Source organism: Priestia sp. SB1, assembly GCF_038898415.1.
In genome coordinates this window covers 758765-776681 of the sequence record NZ_JBBJSS010000002.1, presented here as the reverse complement: position 1 = coordinate 776681, position 17917 = coordinate 758765, and the positions used below count along the sequence as shown (strand labels likewise).

Annotated in this window: 16 protein-coding genes; 13 read left to right on the top strand and 3 right to left on the bottom strand. The window is 33.4% G+C overall.

Features of this window, described 5'->3' with window-relative positions; translation table 11 throughout:
- The first annotated feature begins 18 nt into the window (after positions 1 to 18).
- From WKH56_RS09660 to WKH56_RS09630, 7 genes are all read left to right on the top strand, one after another.
- Positions 19 to 1080: a flagellar biosynthesis protein FlhF gene (locus WKH56_RS09660; RefSeq protein ID WP_342835462.1), complete on the top strand. Its 1062-nt coding sequence runs from the start codon at positions 19 to 21 to the stop codon at positions 1078 to 1080.
- 102 nt (positions 1081 to 1182) lie between these two features.
- On the top strand, positions 1183 to 1920 hold the full coding sequence (locus WKH56_RS09655) for a sigma-70 family RNA polymerase sigma factor (RefSeq protein ID WP_316911016.1): 738 nt from the start codon (positions 1183 to 1185) through the stop codon (positions 1918 to 1920).
- Positions 1921 to 1929: 9 nt separating this feature from the next.
- Complete coding sequence (locus tag WKH56_RS09650; protein ID WP_342835461.1) at positions 1930 to 2838, top strand: flagellar hook-basal body protein; 909 nt, start codon at positions 1930 to 1932, stop codon at positions 2836 to 2838.
- A gap of 146 nt (positions 2839 to 2984) precedes the next feature.
- Positions 2985 to 3572: a hypothetical protein gene (locus WKH56_RS09645; protein ID WP_342835460.1), complete on the top strand. Its 588-nt coding sequence runs from the start codon at positions 2985 to 2987 to the stop codon at positions 3570 to 3572.
- Between the two features lie 37 nt (positions 3573 to 3609).
- Complete coding sequence (locus WKH56_RS09640) at positions 3610 to 4416, top strand: hypothetical protein (protein WP_342835459.1); 807 nt, start codon at positions 3610 to 3612, stop codon at positions 4414 to 4416.
- 193 nt (positions 4417 to 4609) lie between these two features.
- Positions 4610 to 7528, top strand: coding sequence for a DNA polymerase III subunit alpha (gene dnaE / locus WKH56_RS09635; RefSeq protein ID WP_342835458.1), 2919 nt, complete (start codon positions 4610 to 4612; stop codon positions 7526 to 7528).
- 194 nt (positions 7529 to 7722) lie between these two features.
- A complete protein-coding gene (locus WKH56_RS09630; RefSeq protein WP_316911021.1) occupies positions 7723 to 8121 on the top strand; it encodes a septum formation initiator family protein in 399 nt (132 codons plus the stop codon).
- Positions 8122 to 8127: 6 nt separating this feature from the next.
- Here the strand turns inward: WKH56_RS09630 and WKH56_RS09625 are convergent, their stop codons facing one another.
- The gene (locus WKH56_RS09625; protein WP_316911022.1) at positions 8128 to 8313 is read right to left on the bottom strand and encodes a hypothetical protein; all 186 of its coding nucleotides are present in this window, start codon (positions 8311 to 8313) and stop codon (positions 8128 to 8130) included.
- A gap of 118 nt (positions 8314 to 8431) precedes the next feature.
- Here WKH56_RS09625 and WKH56_RS09620 point away from each other — a divergent pair, with 118 nt between their 5' ends.
- Together WKH56_RS09620 and WKH56_RS09615 are read left to right on the top strand one after the other, a co-directional pair.
- Positions 8432 to 9454: an HD-GYP domain-containing protein gene (locus tag WKH56_RS09620; protein WP_342835457.1), complete on the top strand. Its 1023-nt coding sequence runs from the start codon at positions 8432 to 8434 to the stop codon at positions 9452 to 9454.
- Between the two features lie 52 nt (positions 9455 to 9506).
- Positions 9507 to 12248, top strand: coding sequence for a type IA DNA topoisomerase (locus WKH56_RS09615; protein ID WP_342835456.1), 2742 nt, complete (start codon positions 9507 to 9509; stop codon positions 12246 to 12248).
- A 124-nt stretch (positions 12249 to 12372) separates the two neighbouring features.
- Here the strand turns inward: WKH56_RS09615 and WKH56_RS09610 are convergent, their stop codons facing one another.
- On the bottom strand, positions 12373 to 12651 hold the full coding sequence (locus WKH56_RS09610) for a hypothetical protein (protein WP_316911025.1): 279 nt from the start codon (positions 12649 to 12651) through the stop codon (positions 12373 to 12375).
- 110 nt (positions 12652 to 12761) lie between these two features.
- Positions 12762 to 13166 (bottom strand): IS200/IS605 family transposase, encoded by a 405-nt coding sequence (gene tnpA, locus WKH56_RS09605; RefSeq protein ID WP_316911026.1) that lies wholly within the window; start codon positions 13164 to 13166, stop codon positions 12762 to 12764.
- A gap of 213 nt (positions 13167 to 13379) precedes the next feature.
- On the opposite strand from tnpA, the gene ftsZ reads away from it, so the two are divergent.
- The 4 genes from ftsZ to WKH56_RS09585 all read left to right on the top strand — a co-directional run bounded on the left by ftsZ (position 13380) and on the right by WKH56_RS09585 (position 17800).
- Positions 13380 to 14588 carry a cell division protein FtsZ gene (gene ftsZ, locus WKH56_RS09600; RefSeq protein WP_316911027.1) on the top strand — a complete coding sequence of 403 codons (1209 nt, stop codon included), beginning with the start codon at positions 13380 to 13382 and terminating at the stop codon, positions 14586 to 14588.
- A gap of 75 nt (positions 14589 to 14663) precedes the next feature.
- Complete coding sequence (locus tag WKH56_RS09595; RefSeq protein ID WP_316911028.1) at positions 14664 to 15314, top strand: DivIVA domain-containing protein; 651 nt, start codon at positions 14664 to 14666, stop codon at positions 15312 to 15314.
- A gap of 119 nt (positions 15315 to 15433) precedes the next feature.
- Complete coding sequence (locus tag WKH56_RS09590; RefSeq protein WP_316911029.1) at positions 15434 to 16552, top strand: FtsW/RodA/SpoVE family cell cycle protein; 1119 nt, start codon at positions 15434 to 15436, stop codon at positions 16550 to 16552.
- Positions 16553 to 16867: 315 nt separating this feature from the next.
- The gene (locus tag WKH56_RS09585; RefSeq protein ID WP_316911030.1) at positions 16868 to 17800 is read left to right on the top strand and encodes a hypothetical protein; all 933 of its coding nucleotides are present in this window, start codon (positions 16868 to 16870) and stop codon (positions 17798 to 17800) included.
- Positions 17801 to 17917 lie beyond the last annotated feature (117 nt).

Sequence of the window (17917 nt, the reverse complement as noted above, 5' to 3'; positions counted from 1 at the left end):
GGAATTTCCCCAGAAAATATGTCTCAAATTAGAAAAGAGATCGGGTTTTCTCCGGAAGAAATTTATAGAAAACTTGATGAAGAGTACGGCAGCAGCAGCTATAGAGTTTTAAACAAAGGTAAAAAAAGAAAATGGTTTAGAAAACAATACATATTTGAATTTGAGCTAATTCAAGATCAAAAGAAAAAGGATCGCAAAACAATTATTGATATTCTTAAAGAATCAAAAAACGAAAGAGTATCTAATTTAAAAAATGAAGAAACCTTAACTAAAATTGAACAAATTAAACCAGAAACTGAAAAAGTATTAAGTTCAGAGTTCTCAGCGGTTTGGGATTATCTAAAAGAACAAGAAGTGGATTCGAAATGGATTGAGCATTTACTAGAAACAGCGCAAAAAGACAATCCTAAAACACTTGAAGAGTGGAAACAAAAAGTAAATAGTGTTATTGAACAGGAAATGACTGATTGGGCAGAAAAAAATGACTATCAGATCTTAACACTATTTGGCCCTACAGGTGTAGGTAAAACAACCACACTTATTAAAATTATGAATCGTCTTCAAAAAGGTTCTAAAAAAATTGGAGTTATTACAACAGATAACTTTCGAGTGGGCGCTTATGAGCAAATGAAAAATTACTCTGAAAAACTAGATTTTCCGCTTATCCAAAGTAATATTGATGAACTAAAGATTCCAGTTAACGTATTTAAACATCAAAAAGGGATGGATTACATCCTTATTGATACGTATGGAAGAAATCCAAAAGATACTGAAATGAAAGAAGAAATTGAAATGTATCTTAAAACGGTTAACCCTGAGAGTGTAAGTTTAGTATTGGCCGCAAATCAGAAGTATAAAGATATGGTTAAAACAATTCGTGCCTATGATGGTGTTAGCATAGATCATCTAATTATTACGAAGATGGATGAAACAGATTCTTATGGGTTTATTTACAACTTATATAAGGAATTCAATATTCCAATCTCATATTTAACCTATGGACAAAAGGTTCCAGATGATATTGAATTATTTTCAACAAAGAACTATACCCAAAAGCTTTGGGAGGCCTTCTCTAATTAAATGAGAAGGCTTTTTTTTGTTTTGAAAAGAGTTTCAGCAAATAATGGATAAATAGATGATAGGTTGTTTAGTAATTTTTTTAGAAAGTAGAGGTGGTTTCAAATGAATCCGTCTCGTAACGAGCTTTGGAATCTTTATACTCAAGAAAAAAGCCAAAAAATTAGAAATCAAATTGTTGAAAGTTATTTAAATTTAGTTAAACAAGAGACTCAAAAAATAAAAGTACCTGTTGGCATAGAAAAACAGGATATATATCAATTCGGAGTACTAGGTCTAATAAAGGCCGTTGATAATTGCGATCCCGATAAGGTAGAGAAGTTTGAAGCTTACGCCTCTATAAGAATACGAGGGGAAATAGTAGATCATTTAAGGCAATATGCCAAACATTCTCAGGGTGTATCTAGATCTACATTAGAACGTATTAAAAAAATGGAACGTATTAAAAATGAGATAGAGATAGCTAAGAATGACAAAGTTAATGAAAAGGAAATTATGGATTACTTAAACCTGAATGAAAAAGAATTTAGCAAGTTGCAATTAAAAACACTAATTTACAATGGTATGTCTATAGATGCGTTTTATGAAAATCCAAATTTCGAGAAAAAAGTAGATAAAACAGAAGATGCAGAAGTTCAAATGCTTGAAGATGAAAAGAAAAAAGAAGTTAGATTTTATTTAGATAAGTTAAAATACAAAGAAAAGTATGTAATAGATAATTATTATTTTCAACATAAAAACATAAGTGTAATTGCAAACGAATTAGGCGTATCAGAAGCTAGGATTTCTCAGCTTCACCACGATGGAATAAATAAACTAAGACTATTACTAAATAACGAATAGAGGTGCTATATGGCAAACGTATATACTGGTGCAATGGGAATGATATCATTCCAAAACAAACTTGATGTAATAGGAAATAACATAGCTAATTCTAGAAGTAACGGCTATAAAAAAGACCACGAGACTTTTAGTGTTTTTGAAGAAGGTTTAAGGAGAATCATCTCAAACGATAAAACCGGAGTAATAGGTAAATTTCAGGAAGAGGTACATACAGACGATATTCAAACTAATTTTGATCCAGGATTGTTGCAAGTTACTGAAAGTCCATTAGATGTTTCTTTGCAAAATACAACAGATGAAAACGGAAATAAAAGCATTTCTTTCTTTGAAGTAGGGATTAACGGAGAAAAAAGACTAACCAGAGATGGTCATTTTCAACTTGATGAGGAGCGAAACTTGTCATTAATGAATGGTGCCTTTTTATTAGATGTGGAAGGTAATCGTATTCAAATTCCAACTGGTGTAGAAGCTACAATAGATAAAGAAGGAAGAGTTCTAAACAAAGAGAGCGGAGAAGAGATTGCAAAGCTTCAAATTCGTACAGTAGACGAAGAGAATACAGGATACCTAAAGAAGACCGAAGGAAGTATGTTTAAAGTAATGACGGTTGCCGATATTCAAGATACATTTGGATCACTAGACAAAGTGTTAGGAGCTTTTGATACTAACCAATCACTTCTAAAAGTATTAAAGAACAAACAGGTTCTTACTCAGGCTAATAACACCGGTCAAATAAATATTTTCAATCCCGTTAATAATGTAATTGTTGCACCTCAGACTTTGGAGCAATCCAATGTAGATATTGCATATGAAATGAACGAGTTAATGCTAGCCCAAAAGGGTTTTCAGGCTAATTCTAAAGCGGTAACAACATTCGATAAAGTAAATGAAAAAGATGCTAACCAAATTGGAGCCTAAACGAATTAGGTTCCTTTTTTGTTTGCTCAAATATTTTTATATAGTCCTCTTGTTTTTATAAAAAAACGAAGAATATAATTCACTCGAAGTTGAAAGAAAAAGAAAAACTACATATATATTCTTCGATATTATGGGGAGGGAAAATTTTGTCCCGTTATCAAGACGATAATAGCCGTTATAAAAAAATTGAAGAATTAATTAATGATCCTTTGTTAACACAGATTCCATCTGATCCTCAACCATCTGAGATAGCAGAAATATTAGCAAAAAATCCAGCTGTAATTGGTTGGATCGGTAATATTTTAGTGGACTTAGAATCGCAGATATCTAATAAAAAGCTCCTAATTAGTAAGAAAAATAGAGAGTTAGCTATTAAAAAAAGCGAGATTCGGTTAGGAACTATTAATGCATACAGAAAAAAGCTAGAAGAAGCTCTAACTAATGAAGTAGAAGAAATGAAGAAATTGATGGAAACAGGATATACTCGCGTCGAAGCAAAAGAAATTGTGCGTCTTCGTAGACCTGAGAAGCCTAGAGAAGCGGACCTATCCGATAAAGCAGAATTTGTTACCCGAGAGTTCGTAACTACCCAAATTGAACCCTTAGAGGAAGAAATTCTTGTTTTACAAAAAGAATATGATGACTGGAAGGTTAAATACAAATTATTTGAAAATAATTTTAAGGCCTCACAGTCAATTAAAGGCTTAATACAAAATGATAGAGATAGATATTAATAGGAGGTGCGAACTGGTCACTTGACCAGGAATTATTATGGAAAAACAAACATTTGGATTAAATCGTGGTGTATGGTGCGGCAAAGTTGTGAAAGGACCTGAATTCAATCACGACTTAAGAAACAAAGAAACTGTTGAAGTTATTGAACAATACTTCGTTGTTGAAGTAGAAGTAGAGTTTGAAAACTCTAAAAAAACTGTTACAGATACATCAGTTTTGCCTGTATTAATTACTAAAACAAAAATGGACAGCCTTGGCGGAATCCAAGAAGGCGACTTATTATTTGTTAAAGGTGAGTATCGTGCGTATGATCGCCGTGACGAAGAGAGCGGCAGACGTCACACAATTACGCGCATTCTTTCTAAAAAGAATGAAAAAGTGGAAGGCTATACTCGTACACGAAACAAGATTGAATTCCACGGCGTATTAAAAAGTAAACTTTACAAAGCTAAATTCAACGAAGAAGGCGTTCTTGAAAAAGACGAAAAAGGCCGTCCAGTTGCAGTGTTAGATGAAGAAGGAAACAAAATCCCTTGGGTTCGTCGTAACACAGAAGGCTTAACGGTAAACGACTTTGTTCTTGAAGTAGCTAAAGAAATCATTGATGAGAATGGAGAAGTTAAAACTCTTTATACTGATTACATTCCAATGATTGCTTACGGTGCAGTTGCTTGGCAAATTGCTAAGGAAATTGAGCTAGATACAAAGGTAAAAGCTCGTGGTTATATCCGCCGCCGTCCGAAAAACGGTTTTGAAGGTGAATATGTATATGAGCCGGTTATCACTCGTATCACTCCTGTTAAAGAAGAAGGTTCTTCTGTTGAAGAATCTACAGAAGAGTAATTTTTCTTAAATATACATATTTAAGATGAAATGCATAGTGTATAGAAAATCTTTATAGTTTAAAACAAAGCTATATTAAAAAGACCACTTTTACAAATTGGAAAAAGTGGTCTTTTTTGTGATTTATTTTCCGCAAAGTTTTTTTCATAGTATAAAAACGAACGAGGTATAATGTGCAAAGGAGGGGAAGGCATTGTACATAGTAAAAACAAAATACAGCTTAGAAACAAATATTGAGCCACTTTCTCTTTTAGAACAAGCAAAAGAATTAAGCGTAGACACATTGTTAATCGCTGATAATGGTCCTTATGCTTGGTTAGAAATTGAAAAACTTAATCACGAATACAATATAAATATCCTTTATTCTATTGAAAAAGAAAACGATGGGGTAAAGCTGCTTTGGATCCCTAAAGGGAACGTACTAATAAAGGTTGCTCAGTTAGAAAAAGCTTATCGTACTAACGACTTTTCTTACATAAAAAAAGAAGATTTTGAAGTTATGTTAGTGCCAAATCAAGTTACCAAAAAAGAGATTATTCAAAAGGAATTAGACGCACTGAAGTGGTTAAAGGCTATTGCTGATAGAGTTTATATTCTAGACCGTAAGGAGTCTTTTCGTAGTACACGAATAATAAAAGAAAAATCAGGTGTACATACACTAAAGATTAAAGAAATTACTTACCTTGATCCTACTGAACGCGAGGTAAGTTTAATGAGAAAAGCAATAAAGGTTGGGAAGTTAGTAGAAGATAATTACCGCTCTTTTATGCTGCCGCTTCAATTCTTAAAGGATGAAATGAGCCCTTTTGAATTTAATAGAACTAAAAGATTTTTTGAGAACATAAAACAGGATTTTATTGTTGAAGGTCATAAGGAATTTAGAGAAAAAAAGATGGAATATTGGAACCAGGATGAAATTAAAAACACTCCAATACCGGCAAGTTGGAATCGCTTCTTTGGCAGGGAAATTAAAATTCCTGAATCTAGTTGGGAACAGAAAAAGATAGCATTATTATGTTATAAAGCAGGATACGGTTTTAATGAACGTTATAATAAGGAAAACAAAACTTATGCAATTGCAAGGCTTAAACACGAGCTTTCGGTTATTGTCGAAAAAGGCTTTTACACTTATTTTCTTATGGTAGCAGACTTTATTAGGTATTGTCGAAGTAGGAACATTCGTGTGGGAAGAGGCCGAGGTTCAGTCGTAGGTAGTGTGTTAGCCTACTGCTTAGATATTATTGAAATTGACCCTATTACATATGAATTGAAATTTGAACGGTTTTTGAACCCATACCGTTCAAATAAACCAGACATTGATATTGATTTACCAGCAAGTCTTATCTACTTACTTTTTGATTATGTTAAAGAGAAGTATGGAACAGATTGTGTTTCTAAAATTTTAACGTTTAATACGTTTGGTGTAATTAATGCTATTCAGTCTGTGAAAAATATCTTTGGTATTAATGAGCGGATCGAGACTTGGTTTCCAAAAGGGTTAGATAATTTAGATGAATTTTTAGAGACAGCTGCGGGTAAAAAAGTAGAAAAAAGATTAGAAGAAAAAGGTTATTCACACGTACTTGAATATGTGAACGGTATAGCTAGTCTACCTCAAGCAATATCAATTCATCCAGCGGGCGTAATCATTAGCCAAGAATTAAACGAACTTCCGCTTATAAATAGGGACGGAGAATTAGTTTTAGCGTTTACTAAGCAAGACGATCAGGTTGAACGTTTAGGAGTAACAAAATTTGATTTCTTAAAAGTAAAAACGCTAGATATTACGTTAGGTACGGAGAAAATTAGAGAGAAGCTAGGTAAGCCTGTATATAAGTTGGACTTTAACGACCAAAAAACATTTGACCTTTATCGTTCAGGTAAATCTGTGGGAGTTTTCCAAATGAAGTCTCAAGGAATGCGGAAAACGTGTCAGGAAGTTATGCCAAGCAGTATAGAAGATTTAATGGATATTTTAAGCCTATATCGACCAGGTCCTATGGAAGAAATACCTCGTTATGTAGAAAATAAAACAAAAGGATATTGGTCATTTGAAAAACTAGATCCAAGCTCTCCTGAATTCAAAGATATTGTACCTATTTTAGATAAAACGCACGGTATTATCACTTACCAAGAGCAAATATTGGAGATGGCATCGGTATGGGCAGGATATGCCCTAGGTGAAGCGGATTTATTAAGGCGAGCTATATCTGGTAAGAAAAGAAGTTTATTAGAAGCTGAAAAGAAAAAATTTATTGAACGCTCTATTGCTAATGGTAGAGAACTTGAAATTACAGAGTATATTTACTATTTAATTGAGAAGTTTTCTGATTACGGTTTTAACCGTTCACACGCTGGAGGATATGCAGTGTTTTCATTCGAAACAGCATTCCAAAAAGCTCATTACCCTGTAGAATTTATGACTTCATCAATGAATGTGTCTATTGACAAGAGAAAGAAATTGAAAGTCTATTTAGATGAAGTCAGAAATATGAATATAAAGCTTTTAAAGCCTGACTTATTTAAATCAAATGTCCATTTCGAAGTGACTAAAAATGGAGAAATACAGATGGGTTTAGCAGCTATAGCAGGGGTGGGCCCTGAACAAGCTTCTAAAATAAAGCAGTTAATCTCAAATAAACAAGTGAAATCATTCTCAGAAGCCAAAGATCTTCTAAAAGAAATGTCAGGTAGAACTATGGACATCTTAATACGTGCAGGTGTTTTTGACTGCTTTGGTGATCGATATCAAATTTGGCAAAGTGTAAAGGACAAGAAGAATCAAAAACCTTTAAATGGACAAAATCCTACTCTTCACTACATTGATTGGGAACAGGAACTACTCCAGTACACATTTAGCAATTTCAATGAAATTATTGAAACGCTGGATACTGAAGAGTACGTAATTGAATCAATTTCCCCAATAAAAGATAAAAAGGGAAGAAAAATGGCTTTTCTAAAAGTAGCTAGTAAAGAAGGTGCCAAGGAATTAGTCGTTTACTACAATGTGTGGGCTAACTTTAAAGACAAGCTCAGTGTTGGGACAATAATTACACCACAAATTAAAGATGAAAATATAGCAACATCTTTTAAAGTAAAAAATGAGTCTTAAAATATAAGGCTCATTTTTTATGTAGTAAATTGTTGTTCCCTAAAATGTTGTAGCTAGGTGAGAATTATTATAAACGCTTTTGCTTTAAGGCTAAATAATTAACCGTTTTGTTTTTTTAGGGTATTTTTTTAGAGGAATTAAAGTAAAAAATCATAAAAAAAGGTTGGATAAATAGTGTTAAGGAGGGTGACAGCGTGGCTAAGAAAATATTACTGTGGTTTGCGGGAAATAAGACATATACTTATTTAATCATCGCATTCGTAGTTGGGTTTGCATTTTTAATGAACGTTTTATTCACCATTCAATTAAAGTTTGAGAATAGCGAACTAAAAAATGATATTTCTGAATTGGATAATCGTATTAAAGGAGCTAAACAAGAGCTTCAACAAGCTAAAACGGATTCTTATATAGAGAAACAAGCCACTCAACGCCTAGGTATGGTCAAAAGCGGGGATACTCCTGTTAAAATTTATGTATCAGGCCAAGATGACGCTCTAGATAAGAAAGTTGAAGAACAAGTAAAGCAAGATAAAGTACGGATTTATTTAAAAGATTGGTACAACCAAATGAAAATATGGGTAGAGAAAAAATAAACGATCCTAGTCTTCCGAAGGATCGTTTTCTATTTGTTTATAGATTAAATCTTTTTTAGATTTGCCTTTCTTTTCAGTAGTGAAATTAAATGCATCTCTATTTTTTGTGAAAAAACTACGATTTAGTTGAGGGTCCATTTTCCCCTCTCTAATTAGTTTTTGTCTTGTTTTTTTAGATTTTGATTTACTCATAATCTTCTCCTCCAAATACGAATGTTATTTGTTTATATTATATTCAGCCATTTTTTTTGTGTTTATATTTGAAAAATAAATAAATACCAATAAAATTCAGAAAAGAGGTGATGAACGAATGGATATGGTAGCAATCCCCGAAATTAAGTACGGTGATTTCTTAGAGCAAAACTTATATCGTCACGATGGGCTTTTAGCCTTGGCGAAAGGTACCTCTATTCGTGATGTTGAGAAGGAATGCATCGAAGATTTGCAAATGCAATATGTTTATGTTGCTCCTTATTATCAACGTACATTTACGAACGAGGAAACATTAGAAATTATAGAGGATGTCGTATACAGCTGTAGTTTATGGGATATGTCATCTTCAAAAAAATTATATACAGGGTTAGAAAAGAAATTACAGCGAAACAAAAAAATTCTATCAGTCTTATCTTTAATGAGAGAAGTTGATCATTATTCTTTTGTTTCATCAATTAATATGTCGATGGTAGTAGCGCAACTTTTAATGCTTGATAACCGTATAGACAGGCATCTAATTGAAATTGTATTTTATTCATTAATTCACGATATTGGCAAGGTTAAAGTAGCGAAAATAACACACAAACAAGGCGGATTAACAGATTCAGAATTTAAAAAAGTACAACAACACCCACATTACTCAAGAGAATTACTAGAGAAATATGGTTTTAGTAAAAATGATGTTAATTTTGTTATACAAACACACGAACGGTTTGATGGTGGCGGCTATCCACTACATATAAAAGGGTATGAGATACAACCAATAGCTCAAGTGATAGCAATTGCAGAAACGTATAATGCATTATCAAGTTTTAGACCTCACAGACCTCCGTTTCATCCAATTGAAGTTTCTGAAAAGATAGAAGAAGAGAAGAACAAAGCTTTTGCAGAAGATTACGTTATGTTATTTAAAGAAAAATTTAACCCTTATCAAGAAGGCGCCCGAGTTGAATTAAACAATGGGATGTCCGGTGAGATTATTCAAGTAAATTCACAAATCCCGCTATTTCCTTTAATAGGCGTCTATAATGAAACCACAGGTGAAGTATATACAAAAATTAATCTGTACCGCTATAGAGATGTTCGTATAGCAAGAGTTTTACCAAAAGAGCGGTTATAAACCGCTTTCATTTTAACTTCATTTCTTTATATGCAGCAAGGAGTGATGCAATTTGAAGTTAGTAATAGCCGAAAAACCAGATATGGCAAAAGCATTCGCAGCAGCAATGAGTTTTACAGGGAAGTTTACCAAAGGTGATGGTTATTTTAAGAATAATGAATACGTCATCGTATGGGCTTATGGTCACTTAGTTAATTCGAAAGAACCTGCAGAATATTCGAAAGAGGAATTCGGAGGGTGGAATTGGGAGTCTATACCGTTTGTTCCTCCAACGGGTAAACTTGAGTATCATTTGCCCATAAAGAATGAATTCGACAATGTTCGTAAGAAACAATTACAAAATATAAAGAAAGTGTACAAACAATTTTCTTATACTGAAATAATTAGTGCCTGTGACGCGGAAAGAGAGGGTCATCTCATTGGAAGTGAGGTGATAGAGGTTATCGGTATGAAAGAGCCTGTAAAACGTCTATGGGTTCAATCAAAGGTTGAAGATGATATTAGAATAGCATTTGAAAACTTAAGAGGTCAAGATTTTCTTGCTCCTAGAGTAGATGCAGCATACGCAAGACAATTCGCTGATTATATTTTAGGTCATAATTTGACAGTAGCTTTTAGTATTAAAACGGGAAGAAGATTACACGTTGGTCGGGTTCAAACTCCTACTTTAAGTCTGCTAGTTCAAAGACGCTTAGAAATAGAAAACTTTAAACCAAAAGATTTCTACGAGTTAAAAGTTAATTTTAATAATAAGTATGAAGGTATGTGGTTTAAAGATGCTAAGGGGAACACAAAGTTTGAATTGAAATCTGACGCAGAAGCAATACTTAATAAAATTAATGGAAAATCAGGCAAGGTAACTGTAAAAGATGTAATAGAGCAAAAAGTAAACCCAAAAGAGTTATTTGATTTAGGTTCATTACAAGCTGAAGCCAATAAAAAGTTTGGTTTCACTATGCAGAAAACGTTAGATGTTGCTCAAGTGCTCTATGATAAATATAAGGTACTAAGTTATCCGCGAACAGATTCTAAATATATTATGAACTCTCAAGTACCGGAACTACCTCAATTACTTCAAGCTGTAAACTCCACAAAATACTCCGAGTTTGTAACAAATATCATTTCTAGAAACATTCCGATAAGTAAAAACTTCGTTAACGATAAAAAGGTTAGCGATCATTATGCAATTATCCCTACTAAAAAATCTTTAAATTTAAACGAAGTTACCGATGAAGTGAAAAACAAGCAAGTAATTGCAACTAAAGAGGATATTGAAAACATATACGACCTAGTTATACGTCGTTTTCTAGCTGTGTTTTATCCGGAAGCAATTTACGAGAAAACAGAAATTGTAACAGAGGTAGAAGGAGAAACTTTTAAAACAAATGGACGTATCTTAAAAGATCCAGGTTGGGAAGTAGTATATGGAAAAGATGCAGTAGATATAGAAGAAGATAGCGACAATGAGGAAAAAACATTACCTCCTATTGAAAAAGGTGAAGAAAACATTATCGCAAAATCTGGCCTGCTAGCAAAACAGACGAAAGCGAAGCCTCATTATACTGAGGGTACTATTGGTAAGGCTATGGAGAATGCAAAAGATTACTTGGAAGAAGCCGCTTTAAAAAAAGAAATGAAAGAAGCTGATGTCGGCTTAGGTACTGTGGCGACTCGTGCTCAAATTATAGAGAACCTAATTGCACGAAAGTATGTTATCCGGAAAGGAAAACAAATAATAGCAACTGACTTAGCCGTTAAACTCATTGAAATTGCTCCAGAACGTCTTAAATCACCAGAGGTAACCGCTCAGTGGGAAAAAGAATTACGCCTCATTGAAGAAGAAAAGGTACATAAAGACGACTTTTATGAGCGGATCGTTCAGTTCGTTTCGGAAGAAATTAAAGAATTAAAAGAAAAAACATTATCAGTAGAATTTGAAAGCGAAGAAAGCGAAAATACGGTAGGCGTTTGCCCTAAATGCAATCAACCTATTATAGAGTTTCAAAAAGGATTTGCTTGTAAAAGCAGTAACAGGGAGCAAGCTTGTTTTCGAGTTTGGAAAGGGTTCTTAAATAAAAAAATCACAGCTAACCAATTAAAACAGATGCTTTCAAAAGGAGAAACAAACCAAATAAAAGGTTTTAAAACTAAAGCTGGTAAGACATTTGATGCTAAATTAAAGTTAAATCAGGAATACAGCGGATTTGAGTTTGTTTTTGAACAAGCAGAGGTAAAAGAATTAGAAATATCTTGCCCAACTTGCGGAGGTAAAGTGTTTGATCGAGGTAAGTTTGTGCATTGTGAAAACAATACAAAGGAGCACTCTTGCTTATCCTTACCCAAAGAGTATGGCGGGAAGAAGCTTTCACAAAAGGTTATTACCGACTTAATAACTAATAATAAGACAGAGTTGTTAGATGGCTTTAAAAGCAAGACAACAAAAAATTCTTTCAAAGCACACTTAAAATATGCAAATGGAAAATTAGAATTTGAGTTTCCGGAAAGAAAACCATTGGAACGAACAGAGACTTCTGCTCAGTGCCCTTGCTGTGGTGGAACTATAGTAGAAATGGAAAAGTTATTCGGTTGCAACAACTTTTCTTCTAAGAACTGCAAGTTTACTGTATGGAAGAATATTGGAGGGAAACCAATGACAGTTGATTTAATAGAAGAAGTAATTAATAAGAAGGAAACTGAAAAATTAGATGGGTTTGTCAGTAAAGCGGGTAAGCCTTATCAAGCAAAATTAGTTTGGAATGAGAAAAAGAAAACAATAGAAATGTCTTTTAATTAATGCAATACTATGATCAGCATATTTAAAAACGACTGCCGTAATCTATAAGCAGTCGTTTTTTTTATGTAACTATTATGGCTATCACTATGATCTATATTATTATTACTATTTTTATTAGGGTTTTTTATGCACTTAGTAGTTCTGTATTTGGCATTGACATATTATATTTAGCATCTTCAATTAACATATATAATTTACTTCCCACCTTCACTTCGCAAATAGAGCGATTTTCTAGAGGTAGGTCATCCCATTGAAGAGCTTCTTTAATTAGTTTTTTAAGACAGTTTTTTGTTTTACGCTTATCAGTTAACGTTGTAGAAATTTCGTATTGTCCTTCGTAAATTTCATCTACTTTAAATTCTCTACCTTGAATAGTAATTGGATTCCAGCGTGTTAATAACATAATTATTTCCTCCTATTATTTTAATATTATGAATTTTCTGTATATGTATTTTGGAATTATTGGCAACTTTAATTTATTTATTAGTGTAATTAAAGCTGCCTTTTAATTAGTTACTTAGTCTTTTGACTACTTAAATATTCTTCTATGGCTCCTTTTGTAGTTGAGTCTAGAGTACAGACGTAGTAGCTTGATGTCCAAGTTGACGGGACACGACTTTTCACAGCAGGGAATTCATTTCGTAATGGTGCTGAAGATTCCCTTTTTAAATGTCGAACTAATTTATCAATTCCGTATTGAGGATTTATCGCTACTGTTAAGTGAACTTGTTCTGGCAGTATTTCTAGTTCAAGTATTTCTCCTGAGACTTCACTCATTGTCTCCTCAATAATTTCCTTTAACCTTAATTCCACTCCATCTTTTAAAATATCTCTTTGGTTATGAGTGCACCAAACCACTTGATACTTACAAGAGTGAATAACTTTACTATGAAATTTCTTTTCTGTAAATTTTATCATAACTGGATTATATAGCAGGTATAAATCTAATGCAACTCAGAGTGAAAAAATCTGATAAAAAATTTAAAAATACTATTAAGAACTATTGTTTTTTAATTTTTTTAGAAAATATAATGACTACGAAAATTAACAATAAGGACGAAATAAGTCGTTTTTCACCGTTAAGATATCAAGAAAAAAATGTATATGGAATTCTAGGAGGTAAGTTTTAAGATGGAAAAAGAAAAAGATCTCACTCTAAAAAAAGCAGAGAATGCAATTATTAAGGTTATTGGTGTTGGTGGAGCAGGGTGTAATGCTGTAAACCGTATGGTAGAAGACCAAATTTCAGGTGTTGAATACATCGTTATTAATACTGATAATCAAGTATTAGAGAATACAAAAGCTAAGACTGTATTAATCGGTTCTAAAACAACTCGCGGTTTAGGTGCAGGTGCAAACCCAGAGATCGGAAAAAAAGCAGCGGAAGAAACTAGAGAAGAAATTCGCCAAGCAGTAGAAGGTGCAGACTTAGTATTCATCACAGCAGGTATGGGTGGCGGAACTGGTACTGGAGCAGCTCCTGTTGTAGCAGCTATTTGTAAAGAGTTAGATATCTTAACTATTGGAGTTGTAACATTACCGTTCTCTTTTGAAGGACGTAAACGTATGCGTTCAGGTCAAAAAGGACGCAAAGAGACGTTCGAAAACACAGATACGTTAATTACAATTCCTAACGACAAAATTCTTGAATCGCTTGAAGAAGGCGAAGCTCAAAAAATTTCAGTGGAAGATGCATTCAGATTAGCAGATTCAGTTCTAGCTAAATCTGCAATTGGTATCTCTAACTTAATTAATAAAAAAGGTCATATCAACCTCGACTATGCAGACATCCGTACTGCTGTACGGGTAGGTGGTTCAGCTTTAATGGGTATCGGAGAAGCAAAAGGTGAGCAAGCCGCTATTAAAGCAGCTAAACAAGCTATGACAAACCCACTTTTAACTCACGGAATTACCGGAGCAAAAGGTATTGTAATGAACTTTACTGGTTCAAGCAAACTTTCATTTATGGAAATTAACCGTGCTGCGTTAATGATTGAAGAGCACGCTGATGAAGATGCTGAAATTCTATTTGGTCACGTTATTACAGACGATCCGAAGTGGGAAGAAGATCGCGTGGAAGTTACAATTGTAGCGACTGGTTTTGAAGATGAATTATCAGAATCTCAAACTCGTCAAAGTTGGTCTTCTCAAGGTATGGAAAAGGACCAACAATCAATGCAGCCAATGCAAACAATGAGAAACGAAGACGTTGAACTTACAGTTCCTCGACGTGAAGAAAAAGAAGCAATGAGTACTTCTTCAAGATATGCTACTTTAGCAGAAATTGAAAAAGATATCGAAATTGAAATTCCAACATTTCTTCGCCGTCGCCAAGGCTAAATAATACATAATATTGCTCCCTTCTAGTAAGGGAGCAAAACTATAAGGAGGGGAAAACCCTTAGAGGGGCTATAAATGGCAAATAGACAAATGAGAAGAAATAATATTCCTATTAGCGAAGAAATTCTTAGCGAAGCATTTGAGGAAATCAAGGTTCCTTTTACGCAAAAACGTTTATATAACGCTGATATGGTAGATAATTTTTTAACTAAAATCTCAGCTGATGTTGAGCATTTAGAAAAAACTTCAAAGCAGTTACTTCAATTTTATGAGAACAACAAAAAAGGGCGCGTAGCCGAAACTACTGTCAGTTCTTCTCAGCCTAAAACGGAAGATAACGAGTTAGAAGTGATGCAACGCCTTAAATCAAAAGATCAGCGTATGGAACGTATGCAAAAACAAATCACTGAATTATTCGAAGGCGCAGTAACTAAAGCCGAGGGTATTGTAGACGATGCTGAACTTGAAAGAGAACAAATTCTTCAAGATGCTAAGATGGAAGCAGAGCGTATTATTAACGAAGCACAAAAAAATGCGTATGATATTAGCCGTTCTGCAGAAGACAAAATTAGAGAAGCGAAGCTCATTAAATATGAGATGGATAAACGTGCTCAAGAAATTCAAAGTGAAATTGTTGCAAAAGCAAATCAATTGGATGAAATGAAGGGCGGCCTTACTTTAATGAGCCAAAAGTTACGCGGTCTTGTGGAGAATACTTCTGCTTAAAAGGTGTTATAGTTTTATCTTTTAAATTTCAACTTCAACTTCAGAATAAATCCCTCTTAAAAGAGGGGTTTTTTTCTTTTTATCAGAAAAAACAGGGTAGTTTAAGGAGGTTCTAATTTATGCAGAAAGTAAGGTTTCACCCGTTATTTACACTTCTACTTTTAACCCTTATGTTGTTTGGGTTAATGATGATATTTAGCGCAAGTTCAGTAAAATCACTTGCAGAAACACATAATCACAGTATGTATCTATATTTTCAAAAACAGCTGGAAAATAACATTGTAGGCCTTGTAGCCGGTGTTGTTGTAGCGATGTACCCTTATACAAAATGGAAAGGGTGGATGTTATGGGCCAACGGAATTATGGTTGTTCTGTTAATGTTAGTAGGATTCACTCCATTAGGTTTAACAGTTAACGGTGCGAAGAGATGGCTTGATTTAGGAGTATTCCAATTTCAACCTTCAGAATTAGCGAAAGTTGTTATGATTATTACAGTAGCTTACTGGCTATCTGTTGCTAAGAAGCGCAATAACTTAAATACCGTAAATACTCTTGGTAAAATAGCAATCTACATAATTGGTATGGGTGCGTTAATTGGTATTCCAGAGAATCACGCTTCTGTAGTTATGATTATTATTTTAGTAACTGGAACAATGCTTTACTTTGCCGGTTTAAATAGACTACTGTTTTTTGGTGGGATTTTTAGTGGTGTTGCAGTAGGAGCACTAATTATTTTAACATCAGAATTCAGACGACAAAGGGTTTTGACATTCTTAAATCCGCTAGCAGATAAGCTGGGAGATGGATATCAAATCACTCAAAACTGGTATGCTTTAGGTTCCGGAGAATTGTTTGGAGTAGGCTTAGGTCTAGGAAGACAGAAATTTGGCTGGTTACCTGAAAATCATACAGATTTCATTTTAGGTGTAATTGGAGAAGAGTTAGGTTTAGCTGGAGTGCTATTTGTAATTGTGCTAATAGTAGGCCTTTATTTATTTGGAACTTCAATCGCTTTAGGAGCAAAAGATGACTTTGGATCAATACTTGTTATGGGAGTTATGTTGCTCTTATTGTTCCAAGCTGCTATTAATATGGCTGTAATATCTGGTCTTTTTCCTGTTACAGGTATGCCTTTGCCTTTCGTAAGCTATGGAGGTACCTCGAATATAATAATGTGTATGATGATGGGTTGCGTCTATAACGTTTATTCCCACACTAAAAATTCAGAGTTAAATTAATAAAAAAAGCCTTAATTAATATTGAGGCTTTTTTTATTAATTAAATTTGTTGCCTAAAAAGTAGTTAAAAAAGCTTCAATTATTCTCAAAAAAAGTTTCGAAAATAGGGCGATAATTTTTTCGGGGGATTTTGGTGGTAAATTTGATATATCGGAAACCTGTTTTTCAGTATAATTTAGTATATATTTCGTGAAAAAACTTAGTAAAAAATAAAAATACGTCTTTTTTCCTAAGTTTTTTGATGAAAACGTCTAGCTTTTTTTATGTTTTTTTGCTAATAATATTATTAGGCGAAAAAAAGGAGCTTGAATTTTAATGAATCAACAAGAAAAGATCGAACTTAAAAAGGAAGAACTTAAAAATAAATTTTATAGACTTTTTTTATCATATAAACCAGTAACAGAAAAAGAAATATTTAATACTAATATTGAATTTTTTACAGAAGTAATAAATACCTTTGAATCTTGGAGCAGATTTGAGAAAGAAACAGGATTTTTACAACGTCATTTAAAAGAAAGAGAAAAGTTTCTTTTATATAAAATGATGAAATTACGTTCTCAGGATAAAAAAAGATTTGGTCCAGATGCTGAAATTGAAGCGCTTCGTCATAAAAACATTGGAGAAGATTTAAAAGAAAAAATCTCCGAAAATTTTGGCTCAGTTAAAAACCTTACAAATTTTATTAATGAAATGTGGAATGAAGATAGAGTAATTTTTGAAGCGCATAACCTTTTTATTACAGGAGCTGAACCCCACGAGTTAGCTGAAAAAAACCCAATTATGTATGAATACTTAATTGAGATTTTTAAGGGGAAAGATGGAGATGCTGATAAGGCTGTTGAAAATTTCTACAAAGAATACGTTAAACGCTTTATGATCAATCCTCCGGAAATTGCTGCAGCTGCTGCAACAAATACTGAAACGAATACTAATACAGGTTTAGATCAGGAAATTCAAGAAATTGAAGAGAATGAAGCGTTACCGACTGGCAGACCTGGGATTGATATTAGTACACTTGAAGCAATTGGTTACATTTCTTCAGAAAATGCAGATGTGCTTAAAGAGTCTGCTAAAATGCCAAGAGAAGAAATTCTTGAGTACGTAAGTAAATTAGATCCTGCTATGAAAGATTCTGAACTTGCAAGGAAGAATATGCGAATGTGGTTGGCCGTTAAAAATGTACTTGGTGGCTTAAGAAATGCAAGAGAAGAACTTACGAAAACAAAAGATTTGGAAAAACAAGCTTAATATATGTTTAAAAAGACAGTCGAATTACCGGCTGTCTTTTTTTGTTCAGTAACAAGCAAAGGAAAGAAGTTTTAAAAACCAAATTAGGTAAGTAGCTATATGCCGAAAGGTGGTTTT